Raw genomic sequence first — 21,865 nt, 5'->3', positions numbered from 1 at the left:
GCTGCTGCGCACGACGCGGTCCGCACGACGGTCAGTCGAGGACGGCGACGAGGATCTCGGCACCGACGACGAGTCCGGCGACCACGAGGACGGGGACGAGCACCCAGTTCCGGCTCGGACGCAGTCGCGCCCCACGGGTGGTCCCCGCGTCGAAACGCGACGGACGCGGGGTGACCGGACTCATGCGGGCGATGCGTCCACCGAGCTTCGGGACGACCAGGTCGATGAACCGGAACAGCCGCAGCATCTCCGACGCGTCCCAGAGCCGGAAGCTCCCGCTCGTGGTGACGAAGAGGTTGTCGTCGACGATCTCGATGTCCCAGCGCCGGCCGTGGTCGATGAGGAGCGCCATGACGTCCGGGGTGAACACCTGCAGCGCCTCGACCTGGAAGTCGCGGGGGACGTAGAGGGCGAAGTGCCGGTCGAAGTCGCCTTCGAGGGAGACGAGCTGTTCGTGTTCGACGGTGCGTGCGATCCCGCGACGCGCGCCGCCGTTGTTGGCGACACCGTCGAGCAGCAGGTGCGGTGACCGCGTGGGCAGGGAGACGTGCACGAAACCGACCGAACCGCGGGTCTTGCCGGCACCGCCCGAGGCCGAACGCTCCGAGAGGGTCGCGTCGCCGATCGTCACGCCGACCGTCGCCGGCCCGGTCCGTCCGCGGATCCGTCGCCCCTCCGGACTGCGCAGCTGGTTCGTGACCGCGATGTGCAGGCCCGTGCCGAAGACGACGCCGACCGGTGGGGGAGGCGCACCGTTGGCCCGGTACTCCAGACCGTTGTCCGCGGCGAAGCGACGAACGCGGAGGAGGCGACGCTCGGTGAGCGGTTGCGTCAGGAGGAAACCGCCGAGGACGACCGCCAGCACGGCGACCACGGCGACGATGCCGGCGACGATCTCGATCCCGCTGCCGAGGCCCTCCCATCCGTCCGGGAGACGCAGCGGCAGGCTCGTGGCCGCCCACCAGAGGTACAGCCCGCTCGCGACGACCACGCCCGCGCCGACGGCGGCGTCGCGGAAGACCCAGGGCCGGTCGGCGACGACCTCCTTCCACGGGAGGTGCCGCGTCAGCGCGGTCGTGTCGGGCTCGGCGGTGGGAGACACAGCGTTCACGATATCGCCGCCATCGGATGCACGTGCGGTTCACAATTCAGGACGCGAACGGCGCGTCGCCCCCGGATCCGAGGGTCCGGGGGCGACGCGCCGAGGCCGTCCTGAATTGCGAACGGGTCAGAAGTCGTACTTGTCGATGTTCGACGCGTCGAAGGTGGTCGGCGGGCCGACGATGACGGTGCCGTCGGCGCCGACCTCGCGCTCACCGAGGTCGCCGGCCTCGAAGGTGTCGCCCTCCTTGCCGGTGATCGTGCCCTCGGCGAGTGCCTTGCCGGCGAACGCGGCGACGTAGCCGAGCTGAGCCGGGTCCCACAGCGCGAACGCGGTGACGGTGCCGTCCTTCACGAACGGACGCATCTCGTTCGGGAGGCCGAGGCCGGTCAGCGCGACCTTGCCCTTGTACTCCGAGGTGGAGAGGTAGCGGGCGGTCGCGGCGATACCGACCGTCGTGGGCGAGATGATGCCCTTGAGGTTCGGGTGCGCCTGGAGCAGACCCTGGGCCTCCTGGAACGACTTCGTGTCGTCGTCGTCACCGTAGACCTTGGCGACGAGCTTGATGTCCTTGTAGTCCGGGTTGGAGGCGAGCTCCTCCTCCATGTACTTGATCCACTCGTTCTGGTTCGTCGCGTTGGCCGTGGCCGAGAGGATCGCGATCTCGCCCGAGCCACCGATCTGCTCCGAGATGAGCTTCGTCTGGATCAGGGCGACGTCCTTGGCGACGACCTGTGAGATGAAGACGTCGCGGCAGTCCTTGCTGGTGTCGGAGTCGAACGCGACGATCTTCGCGCCGCCGTCGCGGGCCTCCTTGAGGGCGGGGCAGACGGCGTCGGGGTCGTTCGCCGCGATGACGATGACGTTCGTGCCGGCCTGGGTCTCGGCGTTGATGAAGGACACCTGGCTGGACGCGCTCGCCTCGAGCGGGCCGACGACCTCGGTGGCGCTGAAGCCGGCCGCCTTCGCGCCGTCCTTGCCGCCGCCGAGCACGACGTCCGTGTACGGGTTGTTGAGCTGCTTGGGGATGAAGGTGATGCTCTCCGCGGCACCGCCGCCACCACCTGATCCCGCGGAGTCGCCGGTGGCGCACCCCGTCGCGATCAGCGCGAGGGAGGCTGCTGCGGCGATGAGGGCCGCTGCGCGACGGGCCGGACGGCCTGCTGCGCGGTTTCGAATCGACTGCATTGTCTGTTCCTTTCTGGATACGCCTGGTGCTGTGGCGTGGGGTGCCCCGAGGGCTGCGCCGATCGGGAGATCAGTGCTGGGGCAGGCTGCGTCGGATCCGTCGGTGGTGGTTCCACTGCTTGACGGATTCGAAGATACTGGGGCCGACCACCGAGGCGATCAGCAGGGTCCCGGTCACGATGATGAGGACGACGTCGGAGACGCGGCCGAGCCGGAGCGCGTAGTTGATGGTGCCGATGAGCAGCACACCCGCGACGACGCCCGGGATGGAACCCCTACCGCCGAAGATCGAGACGCCGCCGAGGAGCACTGCCGCGATGACGGCGAGTTCGAGCCCGGAGGCGTTGTCGCTGCGGGCGCTCGAGTAGCGGAGCGTCCAGAACACCCCCGCGAGGGCGGAGACGCCGCCGGTCGCGACGTAGAGCCAGAACTTCGAGCGGGCGACCTTGATGCCGACGAAGCTCGCCGCCTCCGTGCTGTACCCGAGCGCGTAGAGCCCGCGGCCGAAGGGGGTCAGGTGCAGGATGACCCCGAAGGCGAGCACGACGACGAGGACCCCGACCATGACCACGGGGATGCCGGTCGAGCCGATCTTCGACGTGAAGAACGCGGTGAGCTCGGGTGGGAAGTTCGCGACCGCGTTGTCGCCGATCACGACGAGCGCGAGACCGCGGAACAGCGCGAGCGTGCCGATCGTCACCGCGAGCGACGGGAGTCCGACCACCGCGATGAGGAAGCCGTTGAACGCGCCGGCGACGACTCCGACGAGCAGCCCGATGAGGAGGACGACCCCGATGTCCATCCCGCCGCCGGCCCACAGCACACCGATGACGGCGCTCGTGAGGCCCGCGGTGCTCGCGACGGACAGGTCGATCTCGCCGGTGATGATCACGAGCGTCATCGGCATCGCGATGAGGAGGATCGGGATCACGTCGAGGAGGAGGAAGCCGACGGTGACAGGGGAGGCGAACCGCGGGATGAGCAGGCAGGCGCCGATGACGACGACGAGCAGCGCGTAGATCATGATGGCGTCGCGGCCGAGCAGGATGCGCGAAGCGCCGGTGCGGCCCTTCGGTTCGGCCACGAGCACGCCGGTGGTGTCGGTGCCGAGCGGGCCGGAGCCCTTGGTGAACGGAGCCTTCGGGGCTGCCGGGGTCTTCAGATCAGACATCGCGTGCCTCGCTCATTCGCAGTTTCTTGGCCGTACGGAGGCTGGCGACGCGGTCGATGACGATCGCGGCCAGGATGAGGATGCCCACGATCGCCTGCTGCCAGAACTTGTCGACGCGTAGGGCGGTGAGGGCGCTCGTGATGGTGGTGAGGAGGATCGCGCCGATCGCGGCCCCGGCGACGGAGCCGCTGCCGCCGAAGATCGCGACACCACCGACGACGGCCGCTGCGACGACGTCGAGCTCCATGCCCGACCCGGTGGTCGCGCCGACCGAGTTGAAGCGGGAGGCGTAGAGCACGCCGGCGAGTCCGGCGAGCAGGCCGTTCGCCAGGAAGGCGAGGAACACGCGGCGGCCGACCGGGATGCCGAACAGCTTCGCGGCGTCGGGGTCCGACCCGATCGCGTAGAGGTCGCGGCCGGACCGTGCGCCGGCCATGTAGACGGCGACGACGACCACGACGAGGATCGCGATGAGGGTGATGACCGGGAAGCCGAGGACGGTGTCGACGGACAGATTCCCGAACGCGTCGGGTCGGTCGTCCGCGAAGTACTGCGTGCCACCGGCCCACGCGTTGTTCAAGCCTCGGTAGATGTAGAGCGTGCCCAGGGTGATGACGAGGGCGGGGACCTTCGCGATCGTGACGAGCGCACCGTTGATCGCACCGAGCACCGCGCCGAGCAGCATCGCGATGGCGAACACCGCGATGATCGGCAGCTGCGGCATCGTCGCGAACATCGTGCCGGTCGCGAAGGCGACGAGCCCCAGGATCGAGCCGACGGACAGGTCGACGTTGCGGGTGATGATGACGAGCGCCTGACCGACGGCGAGGATGATCATGATCGTCGCGTTGAGGAGGAGGTCCTTCACCCCCTGGGCAGACAGGAACAGCGGGTTCGCGAGGTAGGTCACGAGCACGAGGACGACGAGGGCGACGGTGACCGGGAGTTCCCGGAGTCGCATGATCGACGCGATCGGGTTCGTCGTGCTCTCGGTCGCGACGGTGACGGGGCCGCCGCCTCCCGGCTTGGTGGTGGTGTCGGTCATCGTGCGCCTTCCAGGGAACCGGTGGCCGCGTGCATCACGGTCTCCGGGGTCGCTTCTTCGCGGGTGAGCTCGGCGGTGATCCGGCCCTCGTGCATGACGAGGACACGGTCGGCCATGCCGAGGACCTCGGGCAGTTCGGAGGAGATCATGAGGATCGCGATGCCGCGACCGGCGAGTTCGGAGATGAGGCGGTGGACCTCGCTCTTCGTGCCGACGTCGATGCCGCGGGTGGGCTCGTCGACGATGAGGAAGGTCGGTTCGGTGGCGAGCCACTTCGCGAGGACGACCTTCTGCTGGTTGCCGCCGGAGAGGGTGGAGACCGCGTACTCCTGGGAGCCGGTCTTCACCTGGAGGCGGGCCGACCATTCCTCGGCCGCCTCGCGTTCGCGGCGGCCGGAGATGATCCCGAACCGCGCGAGCCGGTGGCGGAGGGTGAGGGTCGCGTTGCGGGCGACCGACAGGTCCATCACGAGACCCTGCTTGCGGCGGTCCTCCGGGACGAAGCCCATGCCGGCGTCGATCGCCGCCTGCGGGTCGCCGGCTTTGACCGGCTTGCCGTCGAGCGTGACGCGTCCGGTGTCGTAGGGGTCGATGCCGAAGACGGCGCGGGCGACCTCGGTGCGCCCGGCGCCGACGAGTCCCGCGAGGGCGACGATCTCACCCGAGCGCACCGTGAACGAGATGTCGGAGAAGACACCGGCGCGCGACAGCCCGTCGACGGTGAGGACCGCGTCGCCGATCTCCGCGTCCTGCTTGGGGAAGAGGGCGGCGATGTCGCGACCGACCATCTGCCGGACGATCGCGTCGACCGTCGTCTCGCTCGTGACGTGCGTGGCGATGTAGCGGCCGTCGCGCAAGACCGTGATGCGGTCGCACAGCGCGAAGACCTCCTCGAAGCGGTGGGAGATGAACATGATGCCGGCGCCCGCGTCGCGCAGGGAGCGGGCGACCTGGAAGAGGCGGTCGACCTCGACGCCGGAGAGCGCGGCGGTCGGTTCGTCCATGATGAGGACCTTGGCGTCGAGCGAGATGGCCTTCGCGATCTCGATGATCTGCTGGTCGGCGATCGACAGGCCCTCGGCGACGCGGTCGGGGTCGATCTGGACGCCGAGGCGGTCGAACAGGGCGCGGGCGGCCTTCCGCATGGCGCCCGTGCTGATGAGGCCGAGGCCGTTCTTCGGCTGGCGGCCGATGAAGATGTTCTCGGCGACGGTGAGGTCGGGGAACAGGGTCGGCTCCTGGTAGATCACGGAGATGCCCGCGGCCTTGCTGTCGGCGACCCCACGGAAGGCGACGGGCTTCCCCGCGAGGGTGAAGTCGCCGGCATCGGGGGTGTAGAGCCCGGCGAGGATCTTCACGAGCGTGGACTTCCCGGCGCCGTTCTCACCGACGAGCGCGTGGATCTCGCCGGCCTCGATCCGGATGGTGCCGTCGGCCAGGGCGACGACGGGGCCGAAGGTCTTGGCGGCTCCGATGAGGGAGAGCGCCGGCTGGGCGCTGCGCCCGGCGGGCTCGGTGCGCGCCGGCTGCGCTGGATGGTCGATCGTCATTGAGGGTCCGTTCCTCCACGGTGAGGGGCTTGCTCCCGGCGAGATGTGAATCGATTCAGGGTCGGGAGCACCTGCACTGTATGGCCGCCGGATCGCGGGCGGCAAGGCGAAGCGGTCGTTCCTGACAGGACCTTCAGAAACGGTGCCCAGGTCGGCTCGCCTAGGCTGTGGATGCTCGATGGCGAAGGAGGACGACCGTGCGGATCCTCGTCGTCGATGACGAACGCGAGATGGCTGGCCTCCTCTCCCGCGGTCTCGGGTCGGACGGCCACGACGTGACGACCGCGTTCGACGGCCCGACCGCACTGGACCTCGCGCGGCAGGCGGTCGCGCCGGCATCCGGTGGCGACGCGGGCTTCCAGGTCGCGGTCGTCGACGTCATGCTCCCGGGGCTCTCCGGATTCGCCGTCTGCCGCGAGCTCAAAGGCCTCGACCCGACGCTCGCGGTGATCCTGCTCACGGCGCGCGACGCAGTGGACGACCGGGTCCGAGGGCTCGATGCGGGGGCCGACGACTACATGATCAAGCCGTTCGCCTTCGCCGAGCTCGCCGCCCGGATCCGCGCGGTCCGGCGGCGGGACGCGCTCACCGTGCAGCCGCGCTTGGAGGTCGGTGGGCTGACGCTCGACCTGCACCGGCACCGGGCACGCGTCGGTGACCACGACGTGCCGCTGAGCGGGACCGAGTTCGATGTCCTCCGGGTGCTCGCGACCGAGCCGGGCGTCGTCGTCTCCCGGGCGGCCATGCTGCGGGAGGTCTGGGAGACCTTCGACAACATCGACCCGAACGTCGTCGACCAGTACATCAGTCGTCTCCGTCGCAAACTCGACCTGGCGGAGGCGGGCGTCCGCATCGTGACGAGCCGCGGCGTGGGGTTCTCGCTCGTCGCCGCAGGGAGCTGACGGCGTGTCGTCGGACCGTCGCCGGTCGACGCGGCACCACGGCATCCGCACGCGGATCGCCGGGGGCAGTCTGCTCATCGCCGTCGTCGTGTCGCTCTTCGCCGGGCTCGCGATCAACGCCCAGCTGGAGCGCATCGTCCGCGACGGCACCGTGCAGGCGCTCCGCAGTGACGGCGCGCAATACGTGTTCGCGCTGCAGGCGAGACCCGACGACCCGCTCCAGGGGCCCGGCCTCGGGACCCGCATCGCCGTCATCGCCCCCGACGGCTCCATCCCGGTCTTCAGCCTGCCGACGACGCTCGCCGCGCCGCTCCCAGCGCTCGCTGCGACGCGGGAGGTCACCACGGTCGACGCCGGTGCCGCCACCTACATCCTGTTGTCACAGCCCGTGACCGTCGGTGGCGACACCTGGTACGTCATCGCCGGGCGCGACGAGGCCGAGGAGACGACCGTCCTGGTCCAGATGCGGCTCCTCCTCGTCGGGTCCTTCGCGCTCCTCGTCCTCGGTGTGGCGGCCGGCGGGTGGATCCTGACGACGGTGTCGCTCCGGCCCGTCACCCGGCTCCGGGTGAGTGCGCAGAGTCTCAGCGAGCGGTCGACGGACGAGGTGCTGCCGGTCGGCCGTGCCGACGACGAGATCGCGCAGCTCGCGATCACCCTCAACGACCTCATCGAGCGGCTGCGGGCCTCGGCCGACCGCGAACGGCAGCTCGTGTCCGACGCGAGTCACGAGCTCCGGACGCCGCTCGCGATCCTCCGCACCCAGCTCGAACTCGCGCGCCTCGAGGACTCGTCGCGCGAGCAACTGCTCGCCGACATCGAGGGGGCCGAGCGCAGTGCGACGCGGCTGTCGGCGCTCGTCACCTCGCTGCTCGAGTTGTCCCGCATCGAGGCGGCGACGCCGGAGGAGCGGACGAGCGCGGCCAGGCTGGAGGCCGACGTGCTCGAAGCGGTCGAGCGCGCACGGTTCCGGGTCGCCTCGGACGACGCGCTGGCCGGGATCGAGGTCGAGTACGTGAGTGCGATCGCCGAGAGCGGGCCGGGGGACGGCGCGGCGGTGTACGCCGTGCGCGCCGACGAGGTCGGCCGGGTCGTCGACAACCTCGCAGGGAACGCGCTGCAGGCGTTCACCGAGCACGGGGGTGCTCCGCGCCGGGTGTCGGTCATGCTCGACGACGACGGTGGTCAGCTCACCCTGCGGGTGTCGGACAACGCCGGGGGGCTCGACCCGGCCTTCGAACCGCGGGCGCTCGAGCGGTTCAGTCGCTCGGACGCGACGCGGTCCTCCGGGCACGGTTCCGGTCTCGGGCTCGCGATCGTCGCCGCCATCGCGCGCAACGCGGGTGGGGAGATCGTGCTCCGCAACCGTCCCGGCCACGGTCTCGAGGTCGTCGTCACCCTGCCCGTCGCGTCGGCCAGGCCGGGCGATCCCGCCTGATCGTCGCCCGTTCTCAGGAGTTGTCCGGTGTGTCGGGGTCGGGGGCGCCGCGCCGGGGAACTCCTGAGTCGGGGACGGAGACGACCGGGGACAGCCGACCGCGCGGGCGCGAGGAGGCCCTGCGTGCAACAATGAGCCAGCCCGTCCGGCGTCACCCGGCGGGCCCGACAGGCGAAGGGGAGCCGTGAGCGCGAGCGTGAAGGACGTCGCGGCGAGAGCCGGCGTCTCGGTCGGGACCGTCTCCAACGTGCTGAACCGCCCCGAGAAGGTCTCGCCCGTCACGGTCGACCGCGTCCACGCGGCGATCGACGAGCTCGGCTTCGTCCGGAACGACGCGGCCCGCCAGCTCCGGGCTGGTCGCAGCCGCAGTGTCGGCCTCGTCGTGCTCGACGTCGGCAACCCGTTCTTCACCGACGTCGCCCGCGGCGCCGAGGATCGAGCCGATGCCGAGGGATGGTCCGTCCTCCTCGGCAACAGCGACGAGAGCGTCGACCGCGAGCGCGCCTACCTCGACCTCTTCGAGGAGCAGCGGGTCGCCGGCGTCCTGATCACCCCGCTCGGCGACGATCTCACCCGGCTCAGCCGGCTGCGCGACCGCGGGACGCCGACGGTCCTCGTCGACCGGCAGACCGATGACACGAGCTTCTCATCGGTCGCCGTCGACGACGTCGCGGGCGGGCGGCTCGCGGTCGAGCACCTCATCGGACTCGGTCGGCGTCGCATCGCGGTCGTGGGCGGTCCGTCTTCGCTCCGTCAGGTCGTCGATCGGCTCGCCGGTGCGCGCCAGGCGGTCGATGCAGCCGCGGCAGGTGGTGCCGAAGTGACCCTCGAGGTCGTGGAGACCACCGCGTTGACGGTGCTGCAGGGCCGTTCCGCGGGCGAGACCATCCGGAACCGTCCTCGCGACGAGTGGCCCGACGCGGTGTTCGCGGCCAACGACCTCCTCGCGATGGGGGTCCTGCAGGCGTTCAGCATGCTCGGTTCGGTGCGCGTGCCGGACGAGATCGCGCTGATCGGGTACGACGACATCGACTTCGCGTCGGCGGCGGTCGTCCCACTCTCGTCGATCCGTCAGCCGAGCGCGCTCATCGGCCACACCGCCGTCGAGCTCCTGCTCCGTGAGGCGGACGCTGGCGCTCGACGCGTGCCCGAGCAGATCGTCTTCCAACCGGAGCTCGTCGTCCGGCAGTCGACGGTCGGCGTCGACCCGGCCTGAGTCTGGTGCCACCCTGCGTCACGCCGGGTGGTCGGGGACCCACGGGTCGATGAGGCGGAGACCGACACCCGCGAAGTCGCGCGTGTTCCGCGTCGCGAGCGCGGCGTCGGAGGATCGCGCGATGGCCGCGATGATCGCATCCTGAGGTCCGATCGGGTTGCCGGAGCGGCGTCGCGTCGTCATGAGCTCCGCGTAGTCGAGCGCGGCTTCCGCAGAAAAGGGGAGGACGCGTCCTGCGAAGTCGGCATCGAGCACGGTCGCCACGGCCCCGACGAGCGCCGATCGGCGAGCGCCTGCAGGGAGGCGCAGGGCTCCTTCGAGGAGCTCGGCAGCGGTCATCGCCGTGAGGTGGAGGGCGGCCTCGTCTTGCCGATCGAGCCACCGGACCACCGTCGGGTCGGGCCGTGGTCTGAACAGTTCCGAGACGACGTTCGTGTCGAGGATGATCACCTCGGGGTCTGGTCATCCGCGTCGGCGCTCGCAGCGTCCTCGAACGGATTCGGTCGGACGGTCGTGGTGCGCTCGGGCAGTTCGATGACGAGTTCACCGTCGAGGTGGAGGTCGACGAAGCGCTGATGAATACGCTCCGCCAGCCCGGGTCGGTCGATGTCTGCGGCCGAGGCGGCGCGGAGGTCTTCAGGCGTCGTCGTCCTGACAGCCGCGGCGAGGATCGCCCGGATCTCCGCTTCCATGGATCGTCCGTGCAAGGCGCCGAGCTGTTGCAGACCGCGCTTCGTGTCGTCGTCGAGATTGCGGACGGTCACTGTGGGCATGTCGTCACCTCTCGTGGAAATGGAGTGCTAGCACGATGCTAGCAGAACAGTGGGTCCGGCTTCATCGGTCCTCCACAGGCCACGCCGAGCGGAGGTTCCTTTCAGGGAGGCCCACGTAGGGTGGCCGTTTCGCCTTCCTCGGATCGGGCAACCGGTCGACCGCGGTCATCGAGGGACGGCTCTGCCGAGGCGATGCTGCACCCACCGAGCATGAACCGAGCGCGCCCCCGACGCGACCGAGACCCAGGACGGTACCCCGCACATGACCAGCACCACCCCTGCCCTCGAGCGCCGCGACCCGAACACTCCGGCCGCGACCCTCGCCCGGACCGGCGGCCGCCACGTGGCCCTCAGCCCGCGGGCCGCCCGTCGCGCGGCTCGCCTCGAGGACGCCAGCTGGACCGCCTCCGCCGAGGAGGAGCGACGTCACGTCGACCTCGTGCCCACCAAGCGGCCCTCGGCCCCACGCGCCAAGAGCTCCTTCGCGAAGCGCGCCAAGCCGTTCGCCACGTTCGGCGTCATGACGCTCGCAACCGGGCTCTTCGTGTCGGTGTCACTGCCGGCGGCCGCTGCCGGCGTCGACGTCGATGCGGCCACCGGTGGCGCGATCCCGTCTGCGGCGACGATGCAGTCGGTGTCGTACTCCGTGCCGTCGACCGCAACCGATGTGCCCTTCGTGCGCGACGGCTATGGCGCGACCAGCCAGGAGGAGGTCGACGCCGCCTCGGCCGCCGCCGCAGCTGCTGCAGCCGAGGCGGCCGCGAGTGCATCCGCCGCCTCCTCGTCGTCCGCGTCGGCTTCGGCGGGGCGCACCTACGCGGCCCCAGCCGTCGCACGATCCGGCGAGGCGATCCTCGCCTACGCGGCGCAGTTCGTCGGTGTCGTCCCCTACGGCAACGGCAACGACCCGTCCGACAGCTTCGCCTGCGACGGCTACGTGCAGTACGTCTTCGCGGCGTTCGGTGTGTCCCTGCCTCGCGGTGCCGGTGCGCAGGCCGCATCGGGCGTGCAGATCTCGGCGTCGGAGGCCGTCGCCGGTGACCTGCTCTACTGGCCGGAAGGTCACATCGCTATCTATGACGGCGCGGGCGGCATGTACGACTCTCCCGACTGGGGTCGCTACGTCCAGCACCGTCTGACGATCTGGGGAGATCCGGTCTACATCCGCATTCCGTAGACAGGACCGTCGTCTGCAACTCCTGCTCGACCGGCCATCGGCGAGCAGCTCGGCCCGGTTCGGGCTGCCGTGTCTTCGGTGTGAGCCCGTCGAGCAGGAGTTGTGCGCAGGCCGCTCGGGGATAGCGTGGACAGATGACCGAGTCGCACGCGAGCCCGACGTCCGAAGCGCCTGGCAATGAGGCCTCCGCGCCTCCGATGCCGCAGGCGGACGTACGCGGCTTCGAGACCTCCCTCGGCACGATCCTGGGGCGGGTCGATGGCGCGGTGGTGCGAGCTCGCGGCATCCCGTACGCCCGCGCGGGTCGCTTCGAGGTGCCGGAGTCGACCGGTCTTCCCGTCGGCTCCGACGGCGATCCAGTGCCGTTCCGGGCCTTCGAGCGGGCGCCTGCTTCACCGCAGCGCTCCTCGCGAGTGCTCGAGGCCGTCCTCGAGGGCGCCGGTGAGGGAATGGTCGACTCCGAGGACTGCCAGGCGCTCTCGATCACGATCCCTGCGGACGTGCGCCCGGACGAGTCGCTGCCGGTGATGGTGTGGATCCACGGTGGTGCCTACGTCACGGGTGCCGGCGACCTCGACGTCTACGATCCGATCAGCCTGGTCGTCGAGCAGCGGGTCATCGTGGTGTCGGTCACGTACCGGCTCGGGATCCTCGGCTTCCTCGGTGACGGCGAGACGCTGCCGGCGAACCTCGGCCTGCTGGACCTCGTCCTCGCGCTCCGGTGGATCCACGAGCACATCGGCGCGTTCGGTGGCGATCCGGCGTCGGTCACGCTGTTCGGGCAGTCGGCGGGCGGCGATGCGATCGCGCACCTCATGATCAGCGACGGCACCGCGGGACTCTTCCAGCGGGCAGTCATCCAGAGCGCGCCCCTCGGCATCAGCAGTGGGCGCGCCAAGATGGCGAGCGCGATGATGCGAGCGGCGGGCAGCCCGACACGGGACACGCCGGTGGTCGAGTTGCTGGCGCTCGAGGAGCGGGTGGAGCGAGCCGCTCGTCGGTTCGGACTGCGCGGAGGCATGGCGTTCGGCACCCAGTACGGTCACGCGCCGCTTCCGGCGGAGGCCGACCGCGACACCGCCTGGCGTGAGGTGGCGTCGCGCATCGACGTGCTCATCGGCTCGACGACGGAGGAGACCCGGTTGTACGTGCCGCTCATTCCGGCCTTCGCCCGCATGACCTCGGCGCCGCTCGTCGGTGACCCCATCCGGCGGGCGCTCGTCGGCGCGACCACGCACGTGACCTACACCCGCGACGCCCGGAAGTTCGTCGAACGGCATCGGGCGTCGGGTGGTCGGGCCACGCGGTACGAGCTCAGCTGGGCGCCGCCCGGCAGCCCGTACGGCGCGTCGCACGTGACCGACCTGCCGCTCCTGCTCGGGACCGAACGATCGTGGAGCCGGACGGCGCTCATCGGCTCGGCGACCTGGGAGGAGGTCGATCGACGCGGACGTTTCCTGCGTCAGATGTGGGCCGACTTCGCGCGTGACGGCGTCCTGGCCGCCGACGCGACCGCAGGCCTGAGCGACGTGGTGACGCTTGACCGCTGAGCGTACTTCCGGACGCTGATGCCCCGAATACCCCATCTGTGAACAGATGTAATTGTGTACACAGTTTGATACCATCGGGCGATGAACACAATCACCCACTCCCTCTCGACGCGAGAGCTTCGTGAAGGCCTCGCAGACGTCTTCGGGCGGGTCGGCTATGCGCACGAGCGGATCGGTGTGACGAGGCACGGGAAACTCGCGGCTGTGGTCATCAGTGTTGAGGACCTCGAACTGCTGGAGTCTTTCGAGGCGGCACGAGACGAGGCGGAGCTCCGGGCGGCTCGGGCTGAAGACGACGGAACCCGCGTTTCATTCGACGAGCTGCGCGCCGAGCTCGACGCTTGACGAGGTACGTGGTCGAGTTCACCTCCGCTGCCGCTCGTGAGTTCAGGAAACTCGATCCCCCGTTGCGGCGACGGCTGCTCCTCGCCATCGGTGAGCTGGAGGCCGACCCCCGACCGACTGGTGTGCGCAAGCTGGATGGATTCGACAACGCGTGGCGGATTCGGGTCGGCGATTACCGCGTCCTCTACGAAATCCTCGACGACGTCGTGTTGGTGACCGTCTTCAGGATCGCGCACCGTCGCGAGGTCTACGACCGCTGAGCGCGCGGTGGGTGGCTCCTGCTGGAGACCAGTGCCAGGCACGCGCGGGCGTGCGCCCGTGCTGCATCCGGCGTCGGCGCAGCGGCCAGGCCGAGCAGCCTGCGTCGATGCGGTTCGCCGAGGAGCAGCGTGTAGAGCTGCTCCGCCCGCTCGCCGACATGGCCGGAGAGGAACGCGATCGAGCGGGCCGGGCCGGCCGCGTAGAAACCGGCGGCGACCTCGGGGAAGCGCGGAGACTCCGCGATCACGAGTCGGTGCAGCGCGACCGAGACGTCCGAGTGCAGTGCGAGCACGAGTCGCGTCGCCGCGTCCTCGAGGGGCTCCGCCTCGGACCCTGGCCGGTCGGCCGCGAGGAGGTACCCGTGCTGCCGTTCGACCGCCGCCGTCAGTACGCCGGCGAGGTCACCGAACCAGGTGTAGATGGTCCGCTTCGTCACGCCGGCGTCGGCGGCGATCCCTTCGATCGTCGTCCCGCCGTACCCGTACTCGGTGAACCGGCGGATGGCGGCGTCGAGGATCGCGTCGCGGCGGCGGTCGCGTTCGGCTGCCGTCGGGCGACCACGTCTCGATTCCATGCTCTAATGATACGGTAACGTCTCATTAAATGGAGAGGGTGGAGATGACGAAGATCCTGCATGTCGCGATCGTCGACGACTGGGAGGCCAGTCGGCCGTTCGGCGAGTACGAGGTGTCGACGCGAGCCGTGCCGTTCGTCGACGCCGGCTTCGTCCACGCGACGACCGCCGACCGGCTGCCCGAAGTGCTCGAGCGCGTCTACGGGTCACTCCAGCTGCCGCTCGTGCTCATCGTGCTCGACGTGGAGGAGCTGCAGGCGACCGGCATCGAGGTGGTTCTGGAGCCGGAACCGCGCATCCTCGCGCCGCTGCCGACCGCCGGCCCGGCGATCACCGCCGAGCTCCCGCTCGAGCGCGATGGAGCCGGCGCCTGGCAGGTGCCGACAATGCTCGACGAGCTGTTGGCCTGAGCGAGGTGACCACAACTCCTGCGGATGGTCTGCCGTCGACCGTGGAGACAGCGCCTGGTGCGCATGTCAGCCTGCCGACGGGCGATCAGCAGGAGTTGTGAACCTCGGGGGCTACCCGAGCGCCGGCTTGATGTCCTTGACGATCGACTCCAGGATGCGCGCGTTGAAGTCGACGCCGAGCTGGTTCGGGACGGTGACGAGGACGGTGTCGGCGGCCTGCACGGCGGCATCGGCCGCGAGCTCGGCGGCGATGGCGTCGGGCTCGCCGATGAAGCTGCGGCCGAAGCGCGCGAGTCCGCCGTCGAGGTGTCCGACCTGGTCCTTCGAGTCGGCCTGGGCGCGCAGACCGAAGTAGCGGCGCGTCTCGTCGTCGATGAGCGGCAGGATGCTGCGGCTCACGGAGACCCGCGGTTGCCACTCGTGACCGGCCTCGGACCAGGCGTCGCGGAACATCTGGATCTGCTCCGCCTGCAGTTCGTCGAACGGCACCCCGGTGTCCTCGGTGAGGAGCGTCGACGACATGAGGTTCATGCCCTGCTCCGCCGTCCACACCGCCGTGGACCGCGAGCCGGCACCCCACCAGATGCGCTCGCCGAGCTCCGGCGACTGCGGCTGGATCGCGAGCAGTCCGTTCGTCCCCGTCATCTGCGGGTTCGCGCGGGCCACACCGGCTCCGGCGATGGCCGCCCGGAACACCTCGGTGTGCGAGCGGGCGATGTCCGCGTCGGTCTCGTCGTCGCCCGGTACGTAGCCGAACGACTCCGACCCGCGGAGCGCCGTCTCGGGTGATCCCCGGCTCACGCCGAGCTGCAGTCGGCCGTCGCTGATGAGGTCGGTGGCCGCCGCCTCCTCGGCCATGTAGAGCGGGTTCTCGTAGCGCATGTCGATGACACCGGTGCCGAGCTCGATGGTCGAGGTCTTCGCCGCCATCGCCGCCAGCAGTGGGAACGGTGACGCGAGCTGCCGGGCGAAGTGGTGCACGCGCACGTAGGCACCGTCGACACCGACCTCCTCCGCCGCGACCGCGAGGTCGATGCTCTGCAGCAGTGCGTCACGTCCGGTGCGCACGCTGGAGCCCGGAACGTCTTGCCAGTGTCCGAAGGACAGGAACCCGATCTTCTTCACGCTGACTACAGCGTCGCGCGGAGCGGTTCTATTCCGGTGAATGGATCTAGAGCGTCGGGGCAGTCACCGACTGGTGAGCCCCGCTGGTCGCCGAAACCGCCTCGGACTGCAACAGGCCGACGGTTGGCAATGGCCCCGTTGGTTTCGTCGCCTTTGCCGAATGTCACAAATGGCCTAGATACGCAGATGGGCTTTGTTCAAGATAGCCCACAAAGATTGTTACGAGTCATGCCCCATTCAAGGAGGCAAGCAATGTTGCGAAACCCGCTACGACTGCACCTGATGTGGCGCCCGCAATCGTGGCAATAGCGACTACGTGTGAATCCGCCCTGGCGGACAGTTGTTCTACTGTGGCGCGAAGGCTCACGATGTCGACGGATCCGACACTATTCTGAGACTGTGGATATTCCAATCGAAAGATCAGATCTAGGCCGTCGCTCCGGGCGCTCGAGTCATACAAGAAGCGGCCTTCTTTCCAATGGCGATAGTTTTCTTCCAGAGTTGCTAAACGCATCCACAATTTCGCGATTAGATGAGCCATCTGCTTGCGGCGTCCACGTTGTCTCCATCGCTTGGGCAAGCTCTTCAAGGGATGCATTGCATTCGTCTCTGCGAGCTCGTATTGGAGTTTTAGCAACGATGACACGTCCTGGCGTGCCAGCTTTTCCGCGCCGGAGACGGTCTCGCCAAAACTGCGCATGGTAGCAAACGTTGATACCAAATGTGATAGGCGGCGCGACAGCCGCCTTGCAAGTTCGAGCGGATCCGGCTCTGGCGGACAGCTCACCCGAATGCGGTTCTCGCCCCGGTCGGCAAATTTGGCTGTAGTAGTGTCCAAGTCCGGAGCGATGAGTAGGTCTTGATGTGAGAACGGGAAGGAGCAATACGGACCGCAGGGTTGACTCTTAGTTGTCAACCCAATCTTCTTCACAGCGTCGTGGAGCACGGATACTGCGATCAAGCCGCCGTAAAAGCCCGTCGGGCGGTTCGAAGCGCTGTAGTCCCACAAAACGAGGAGCTGCACTCCATCCCATGAGACCCAGTATTCATCGGCAGGGACTGAGCGTTCGTCCCCGCCGCCCGCTTGCAGGCGCTTCGGAACGTGTAGATTCAAAAGTATCGGTGTCTCGAATTCTGCGACGTGGATGTGGCGGTGAGGCGCGGCCGGCGCATCAGTCGCAAGACGTTCTCCTTGGCCGGCCATCGAGTACCTTCTCTCGCGAAAAACGTTCTCGCCCGATTTTGCTGCTCGGACCTCCCCGACACGCGGGTCGCCATCTAGTGCGCCAATCAGGCGATCATAAAAGTCTTCTGTCGTCGGGATCGGCGACCCGGACTCAGCGCGCTCACGATGCGGTTGCGCGAAAAGGAGAATCCCTACCCGCCCAACGTAGGCAGGAGGGGGTTCCACAATCGACTCATTGGCTGTTTGTTCATCTGTCGTCACTATTGCTCCTGGCGCGCGTCTTGATGGGACGCTAGCATGACCTGCAGCCATTTGCGTTCCAAAGCTAGCTAGTCATCCGAAAAGGCCGGGGAGCGAATGGACGCCGTGTCGTGAGAGCGCAGGTGTTGACAGTCAATCCTGCCGGTCATGAGCATCCAGGTATGAGGTGTCCTCCTCCTGCCTTCCTGGGTTGTCGGTTTGAGAAGACCTAGTCGTGAGGCGACGTGTGGCTCCCTTGTGGCCATCAGTGCGCTGCAGATACGCCGTCCACGGCGTTTCGTGAGCTAGTCCCGCTGAGTCGCGCAAAGACTGAACGCCGAAAGGTTAGCCTTGCACCTATCGGCAGCTCCTCCTGAGCGTGGGCAGAGTTGCTTTGGTTATCGCAATCTTGCTCTGACAAGCTGCTCCGGGCCTCCTGTTGGCGCGGGCTCCTCGAAGCGGTGCGTACCGCTCGTCACCGACACCGGCTCGGCGCCCGGCAGGTCGACGACGGCCGTCGTCCCCGTGGGCACCTCGACCTCGACGTGCAGCGTGTCAGCCTTGATCCGCCAAACGATCGACGCCCGACCGTAGGGCGTCAGGTGCACGGCCGAGGCGTGGGTGAGCCCACCGCCGGGTCGGGGCCGGAACAGGATCGAGCGGTAGCCGGGTGCGGACGGAGCGATGCCGGCGACGACCCGGTGCAGCCAGTCGGCCACCGCTCCGAGCGCGTAGTGGTTGAACGAGGTCATCTGCCCCGGGTTCACGGTCCCGTCGGGCAACATGCTGTCCCAGCGCTCCCAGATCGTGGTCGCTCCCTGGCCCACCGCATACAGCCAGGACGGGCACTCGTCCTCGAGCAGCAGGTCGTAGGCGCGGTCGAGATGGCCCGACGTCGTGAGCGCGTCGCTGACGATCGGCGTCCCGACGAAGCCCGTCGCGATGCGGTTGCCGGCGGCGGCGACGAGGGCGCTCAACCGCTCGCCGGCACGGTCCACTGCTGCTGGGTCCGGCAGGAGCTCGAACGCGATCGCGAGCGAGTACGCGGTCTGCGCATCACTCGTCATCAGCCCGTCTTCGCCGACGTACTCCGCGAGGAACGCCCGGCGGGTCGCCTCAGCGAGCTCGGCGTAGTGCTCGGCGTCGTCGATGCGACCGAGCACGGCGGCGGTCTTCGCGAGGTGCGCCGTGGACCAGGCCGAGTAGGCGGTGGCGACGAGGTGGCGGTCGGTGAGCGACTCCGCCGGCCGATCCGGTGGTGCGGCCGGGTCGAGCCAGTCGCCCAGCTGGAACCCCTCGTTCCACAGGTGGTCGGGGCCGGAGAGGCGGTGCACGAGGTCGACCCACCGCTTCGCGCTGTCGTACTGGGCCGCGAGGACGCCGATGTCGCCGAAGCGCTCGTAGAGCACCCACGGGGTGAGGACGGCGACGTCGCCCCACACGGCGCCGGGTCGGTTCGGCGTCCACTGGCCGTCGTCGGGGATGAACGGGACGTACCAGGGCACGGTGCCGTCCTCGTGCTGCTCGACCGCGACGTCCTGCAACCAGGAGCCGAGCATGCCCGACACGTCGTACAGGAACGAGGCGGTGCGCGCGAAGACCTGCAGGTCGCCGGTCCAGCCGACGCGCTCGTCCCGCTGCGGGCAGTCGGTGGGGAGATCGACGAAGTTCCCACGCATGCTCCAGAGCACGTTCTCGTGCAGGCGGTCCACCCGCTCGTCGGAGCTCTCGAACCAGCCCGTCCGCTCGAGGTCGGAGTGGTAGACCCGCGCGACGACGTCGCCGTTCGTGACCGCCTCGTCGAGATCGCCCGGCCATCCGGTGATCTCCGCGTACCGGAAACCGTGGATCGTGAACCGCGGCTCCCACTCCTCCGCGGGACCGCCGTCCGCCGGAGCCGGGCGGCCGGCGAGGGTGTAGCTGTCGGTCGCCTTCGCCTCGCGGAGTGGACGGGTGTAGATCTCGCCCTCCTGCATGACCTCCGCGGTCCGGATCACGACCGTCTCGCCCGCCGGACCGGTGACCCGGATCCGCAGTCGACCGACGAGGTTCTGGCCGAGGTCGAGGATGCGCTTGCCGCTCGGGCTCGTGAGGACCGCGATCGGCGCGACCTCCTGCGTCGCGCGCACCGGGGGTCCCTGCGGTGCGACGAAGGTGGCCGAGTCGCGTGTGCCGATCCGTACGCCGGCCCACCCGCGGTCGTCGAAGCCGGGCTCCGACCATCCGGGGAGCTCCTCGCGGGCGTCGTAGTGCTCACCGTCGTAGTTGCCGGAGCTGACGATGGGGCCGAACGAGGCGCGCCAGTGCTCGTCGGTCGCGATGGTCTCGACGCGACCGTCCTCATAGCGGAGTTCGAGCTGGGCGATGAGCGAGAGGTCCGAGCCGAACAGGTTGCGGAAGCCACCGCGCCACCCCAGTCGACCCCGGTACCAGCCGTCGCCCATCCAGGAGCCGATCGCGTTGTCGCCGGGGTGCAGGAGCTCGGTGACATCGTGCGTCGCTGTGCGCAGCCGGCTCGCGTAGCTGGTCCAACCCGGCGCGAGCGCCTCGTCCCCGACGCGACGACCGTTGATCTCCGCCTCGTAGACACCGTGCGCTGTGAGGTACAACCGCGCCGACACGAGGTCGGCACCGACGGTGAAGTCCCGCCGCAGCAGCGGTGGCCGACGCGTGTCGCTCTCCGGCTCCTCATCCCAGTCGGCTGCGACCGGCACCGCGACCCAGTCGCCCGGTGCGAGCAGGCCGGCCTCGACCGTCGCCACCGGGCTCCAGTCGGCCACCTCGACCGCCTGGCCAGGGCCGCTGTCGGTACCCCACACCCGTACGCGTACCGATGCCACCTCACGCGAGCGGAGCGGAGCGGCGGGCCAGGCGACGAGGACGGATTCACCGGTGGCGACCCGGCCCGTGGTCGTGACCCGTCCGTCGCGGGTGATCTCGATCTCGGCGGCGTGCTGCTCCCAGCCGGCGGGCGCCAGATTCGTCCAGCTCAGCCTCGGGGTGGCGTCGCCGATCCCTCGGGCCTCGCGGAGGTGCTCGAATCTGGGGGCGCTCGTGGTCACCATCGTGGCTGCTGGTCCTTTCGTCAGGCTGGGCGCGTCGCAGCTCGCTCGGCGATCAACTCTGACACGTTTCAAAAGCCGATGCTACAGCGTTGGTATGCGAGAAAGCGAGGAAGATGCAACACTTCTTGACACGTTTCAAAACCTGGACCAGGATGGAGGCGCTGGCGAGGTCGAAGCGGATCCGTCAGGTGGGGCGCGCCGACACACGGCCGTCCTGCGCTCACGACGACGACGATGGAGAGCGACGATGACCGCACCCGAAGCACCAGCCAGACCGACCGTCGCGCTCGTCGGCACCCTCGATACGAAGGGTGCCGAGTACCGATGGGTCGCCGGTCGTCTCGGTGAACTGGGCGCGGACGTCGTGGTCGTCGACGCCGGAACGCGCGAGCCCCACGGGTACGACGCTGCCGTGGACCACCCGAACCACGAGGTGGCCGCCGCTGGCGGGACCGATCTCGACACGCTGCTCGCCGCGGATGACCGTGGAGCCGCCGTGAGTGCGATGGCGGAAGGTGCCGCGACGGTGATCGGCCGACTGCACGCCACCGGGCGGGTCGACGCCGTCCTCGCCCTCGGTGGCAGCGGCGGCTCGGCCATCGCCGCCCGGGTCTTCCGCGAACTGCCGATCGGGGCCCCGACGCTCCTCGTGTCGACGATGGCGTCCGGGGACGTCGCGCCGTACGTCGGCGCGAACGACGTGACGCTCATGTACAGCGTGGTCGACATCGCCGGGATCAATCAGATCTCCCGTGCCGTCCTCGGGAACGCGGTGGCGGCCATCGCCGGCATGGCGGCGGCTGCGCAGGCGCGCGGTCCGGCCTCGTCCGCCGAGCGGACGGACCGCCCGCTCGTCGGGGCGTCGATGTTCGGGGTCACGACGCCGGCGGTCGACGTGGCCCGCGAGCGCCTCGACGAACTCGGCTACGAGGTCCTCGTCTTCCACGCCACCGGCTCGGGCGGGCGGGCCCTGGAATCGCTCGCCCGGAGCGGCATGCTCGCAGGGGTCCTCGATCTCACCACCACCGAACTCGCGGACGATCTCGTCGGCGGCGTGCTGACGGCGGGCCCAGACCGACTCACCGCGGCCGGCGCGGCAGGCGTCCCACAGCTCGTCAGCCTCGGTGCGCTCGACATGGTCAACTTCGGCCCTCGCGACACCGTGCCGGAGCGGTTCGCCGATCGCGACTTCTTCGTCCACAACGCGACGGTGACGCTCATGCGCACCACGGTCGACGAGAACCGCGAGCTGGGCGAGCGGATCGGGGCGAAGCTCAGCGGCGCCGAGGCCCCCACCGTGCTACTGATCCCGCGCGGCGGTGTCTCGGCGCTCGACGCCGAGGGCTTGCCCTTCCGCGACGCGGAGGCGGATGCTGCACTCATGGAAGCCGTGCTCGCGGGTGTGCAGGGCAGCGCGGTCACGGTCGTCGACCGTCCCGAACATCTCAATGATCCGGTGTTCGCGAGGCTCGCCGCCGACGCCCTCCACGCTGTGATCGAGCGAGACGGCGACAGGAACCGCACCGACACCACGGAACAGGACTGAC

At 69.3% G+C, this 21,865-nt stretch carries 20 protein-coding genes; 9 read left to right on the top strand and 11 right to left on the bottom strand.

The genetic code is table 11. From position 1 onward, the window contains the following. Window positions 1–31 precede the first annotated feature (31 nt). The 5 genes from RWN05_RS07460 to RWN05_RS07440 form a co-directional block, all read right to left on the bottom strand. Window positions 32–1,102: a hypothetical protein gene (locus tag RWN05_RS07460; protein ID WP_314139122.1), complete on the bottom strand. Its 1,071-nt coding sequence runs from the start codon at window positions 1,100–1,102 to the stop codon at window positions 32–34. A gap of 126 nt (window positions 1,103–1,228) precedes the next feature. Beyond that, entirely contained in the window at window positions 1,229–2,290 is a 1,062-nt protein-coding gene (gene rhaS / locus RWN05_RS07455; protein ID WP_064294864.1) for a rhamnose ABC transporter substrate-binding protein, read from the bottom strand. Window positions 2,291–2,360: 70 nt separating this feature from the next. Continuing rightward, complete coding sequence (locus tag RWN05_RS07450) at window positions 2,361–3,461, bottom strand: ABC transporter permease (protein WP_121292194.1); 1,101 nt, start codon at window positions 3,459–3,461, stop codon at window positions 2,361–2,363. Beyond that, on the bottom strand, window positions 3,454–4,506 hold the full coding sequence (locus RWN05_RS07445) for an ABC transporter permease (RefSeq protein ID WP_314139120.1): 1,053 nt from the start codon (window positions 4,504–4,506) through the stop codon (window positions 3,454–3,456). Before RWN05_RS07445 ends, RWN05_RS07450 begins: the two co-directional genes overlap by 8 nt. Continuing rightward, window positions 4,503–6,056, bottom strand: a complete 1,554-nt coding sequence (locus RWN05_RS07440) for a sugar ABC transporter ATP-binding protein (RefSeq protein ID WP_314139119.1) — start codon at window positions 6,054–6,056, stop codon at window positions 4,503–4,505. The genes RWN05_RS07445 and RWN05_RS07440 overlap by 4 nt, the downstream gene beginning before the upstream one ends. A gap of 197 nt (window positions 6,057–6,253) precedes the next feature. Between RWN05_RS07440 and RWN05_RS07435 the strand changes: the two genes are divergently transcribed. The 3 genes from RWN05_RS07435 to RWN05_RS07425 all read left to right on the top strand — a co-directional run bounded on the left by RWN05_RS07435 (window position 6,254) and on the right by RWN05_RS07425 (window position 9,612). Further along, window positions 6,254–6,958, top strand: coding sequence for a response regulator transcription factor (locus tag RWN05_RS07435; RefSeq protein ID WP_314139118.1), 705 nt, complete (start codon window positions 6,254–6,256; stop codon window positions 6,956–6,958). A gap of 4 nt (window positions 6,959–6,962) precedes the next feature. After that, window positions 6,963–8,396 (top strand): HAMP domain-containing sensor histidine kinase, encoded by a 1,434-nt coding sequence (locus tag RWN05_RS07430; protein WP_314139117.1) that lies wholly within the window; start codon window positions 6,963–6,965, stop codon window positions 8,394–8,396. 184 nt (window positions 8,397–8,580) lie between these two features. Then, complete coding sequence (locus RWN05_RS07425) at window positions 8,581–9,612, top strand: LacI family DNA-binding transcriptional regulator (RefSeq protein ID WP_199687180.1); 1,032 nt, start codon at window positions 8,581–8,583, stop codon at window positions 9,610–9,612. A gap of 18 nt (window positions 9,613–9,630) precedes the next feature. Here RWN05_RS07425 and RWN05_RS07420 read toward each other — a convergent pair whose 3' ends face one another. Next, window positions 9,631–10,062 (bottom strand): type II toxin-antitoxin system VapC family toxin, encoded by a 432-nt coding sequence (locus RWN05_RS07420; protein WP_064295723.1) that lies wholly within the window; start codon window positions 10,060–10,062, stop codon window positions 9,631–9,633. After that, window positions 10,059–10,385 carry a FitA-like ribbon-helix-helix domain-containing protein gene (locus RWN05_RS07415; RefSeq protein ID WP_064295724.1) on the bottom strand — a complete coding sequence of 109 codons (327 nt, stop codon included), beginning with the start codon at window positions 10,383–10,385 and terminating at the stop codon, window positions 10,059–10,061. Before RWN05_RS07415 ends, RWN05_RS07420 begins: the two co-directional genes overlap by 4 nt. A 262-nt stretch (window positions 10,386–10,647) precedes the next feature. Between RWN05_RS07415 and RWN05_RS07410 the strand changes: the two genes are divergently transcribed. The 4 genes from RWN05_RS07410 to RWN05_RS07395 all read left to right on the top strand — a co-directional run bounded on the left by RWN05_RS07410 (window position 10,648) and on the right by RWN05_RS07395 (window position 13,717). After that, window positions 10,648–11,562 carry an NlpC/P60 family protein gene (locus RWN05_RS07410; RefSeq protein ID WP_314139115.1) on the top strand — a complete coding sequence of 305 codons (915 nt, stop codon included), beginning with the start codon at window positions 10,648–10,650 and terminating at the stop codon, window positions 11,560–11,562. A gap of 134 nt (window positions 11,563–11,696) precedes the next feature. Further along, complete coding sequence (locus RWN05_RS07405; protein ID WP_314139114.1) at window positions 11,697–13,112, top strand: carboxylesterase family protein; 1,416 nt, start codon at window positions 11,697–11,699, stop codon at window positions 13,110–13,112. A gap of 81 nt (window positions 13,113–13,193) precedes the next feature. Further along, complete coding sequence (locus RWN05_RS07400) at window positions 13,194–13,457, top strand: type II toxin-antitoxin system Phd/YefM family antitoxin (protein WP_314139113.1); 264 nt, start codon at window positions 13,194–13,196, stop codon at window positions 13,455–13,457. 8 nt (window positions 13,458–13,465) lie between these two features. Beyond that, a complete protein-coding gene (locus tag RWN05_RS07395; protein WP_314139112.1) occupies window positions 13,466–13,717 on the top strand; it encodes a type II toxin-antitoxin system RelE/ParE family toxin in 252 nt (83 codons plus the stop codon). Here RWN05_RS07395 and RWN05_RS07390 read toward each other — a convergent pair. After that, window positions 13,705–14,292 carry a TetR/AcrR family transcriptional regulator gene (locus tag RWN05_RS07390; protein ID WP_314139110.1) on the bottom strand — a complete coding sequence of 196 codons (588 nt, stop codon included), beginning with the start codon at window positions 14,290–14,292 and terminating at the stop codon, window positions 13,705–13,707. The genes RWN05_RS07395 and RWN05_RS07390 overlap by 13 nt on opposite strands. A gap of 44 nt (window positions 14,293–14,336) precedes the next feature. Here RWN05_RS07390 and RWN05_RS07385 point away from each other — a divergent pair, with 44 nt between their 5' ends. Continuing rightward, window positions 14,337–14,702, top strand: coding sequence for a DUF952 domain-containing protein (locus tag RWN05_RS07385; RefSeq protein ID WP_079003557.1), 366 nt, complete (start codon window positions 14,337–14,339; stop codon window positions 14,700–14,702). A 111-nt stretch (window positions 14,703–14,813) separates the two neighbouring features. Here the strand turns inward: RWN05_RS07385 and RWN05_RS07380 are convergent, their stop codons facing one another. The 3 genes from RWN05_RS07380 to RWN05_RS07370 all read right to left on the bottom strand — a co-directional run bounded on the left by RWN05_RS07380 (window position 14,814) and on the right by RWN05_RS07370 (window position 20,318). Next, window positions 14,814–15,827: an LLM class flavin-dependent oxidoreductase gene (locus RWN05_RS07380; protein ID WP_314139109.1), complete on the bottom strand. Its 1,014-nt coding sequence runs from the start codon at window positions 15,825–15,827 to the stop codon at window positions 14,814–14,816. 226 nt (window positions 15,828–16,053) lie between these two features. Next, entirely contained in the window at window positions 16,054–17,274 is a 1,221-nt protein-coding gene (locus tag RWN05_RS07375; protein WP_314139107.1) for a hypothetical protein, read from the bottom strand. Between the two features lie 377 nt (window positions 17,275–17,651). Further along, on the bottom strand, window positions 17,652–20,318 hold the full coding sequence (locus RWN05_RS07370; protein ID WP_314139106.1) for a glycoside hydrolase family 78 protein: 2,667 nt from the start codon (window positions 20,316–20,318) through the stop codon (window positions 17,652–17,654). 247 nt (window positions 20,319–20,565) lie between these two features. On the opposite strand from RWN05_RS07370, the gene RWN05_RS07365 reads away from it, so the two are divergent. Next, on the top strand, window positions 20,566–21,864 hold the full coding sequence (locus RWN05_RS07365) for a Tm-1-like ATP-binding domain-containing protein (protein WP_314139105.1): 1,299 nt from the start codon (window positions 20,566–20,568) through the stop codon (window positions 21,862–21,864). Window position 21,865 lies beyond the last annotated feature (1 nt).

Origin of the sequence: uncultured Plantibacter sp. (genome assembly GCF_963518075.1) — a bacterium.
GTDB lineage: Bacteria > Actinomycetota > Actinomycetes > Actinomycetales > Microbacteriaceae > Plantibacter > Plantibacter flavus_A.
The sequence above is the reverse complement of the archived record's forward strand: the minus strand, read 5'-3'. Positions and strand labels throughout refer to the sequence as shown.

Excerpts from the sequence above, each read along its gene's own strand:
- rhaS (WP_064294864.1), bottom strand. The coding sequence starts at position 2,290 with ATGCAGTCGATTCGAAACCGCGCAGCAGGCCGTCCGGCCCGTCGCGCA.
- RWN05_RS07450 (WP_121292194.1), bottom strand. The coding sequence starts at position 3,461 with ATGTCTGATCTGAAGACCCCGGCAGCCCCGAAGGCTCCGTTCACCAAG.
- RWN05_RS07445 (WP_314139120.1), bottom strand. The coding sequence starts at position 4,506 with ATGACCGACACCACCACCAAGCCGGGAGGCGGCGGCCCCGTCACCGTC.
- RWN05_RS07440 (WP_314139119.1), bottom strand. The coding sequence starts at position 6,056 with ATGACGATCGACCATCCAGCGCAGCCGGCGCGCACCGAGCCCGCCGGG.
- RWN05_RS07415 (WP_064295724.1), bottom strand. The coding sequence starts at position 10,385 with ATGCCCACAGTGACCGTCCGCAATCTCGACGACGACACGAAGCGCGGT.
- RWN05_RS07410 (WP_314139115.1), top strand. The coding sequence starts at position 10,648 with ATGACCAGCACCACCCCTGCCCTCGAGCGCCGCGACCCGAACACTCCG.
- RWN05_RS07405 (WP_314139114.1), top strand. The coding sequence starts at position 11,697 with ATGACCGAGTCGCACGCGAGCCCGACGTCCGAAGCGCCTGGCAATGAG.
- RWN05_RS07400 (WP_314139113.1), top strand. The coding sequence starts at position 13,194 with ATGAACACAATCACCCACTCCCTCTCGACGCGAGAGCTTCGTGAAGGC.
- RWN05_RS07390 (WP_314139110.1), bottom strand. The coding sequence starts at position 14,292 with ATGGAATCGAGACGTGGTCGCCCGACGGCAGCCGAACGCGACCGCCGC.
- RWN05_RS07385 (WP_079003557.1), top strand. The coding sequence starts at position 14,337 with ATGACGAAGATCCTGCATGTCGCGATCGTCGACGACTGGGAGGCCAGT.
- RWN05_RS07370 (WP_314139106.1), bottom strand. The coding sequence starts at position 20,318 with ATGGTGACCACGAGCGCCCCCAGATTCGAGCACCTCCGCGAGGCCCGA.
- RWN05_RS07365 (WP_314139105.1), top strand. The coding sequence starts at position 20,566 with ATGACCGCACCCGAAGCACCAGCCAGACCGACCGTCGCGCTCGTCGGC.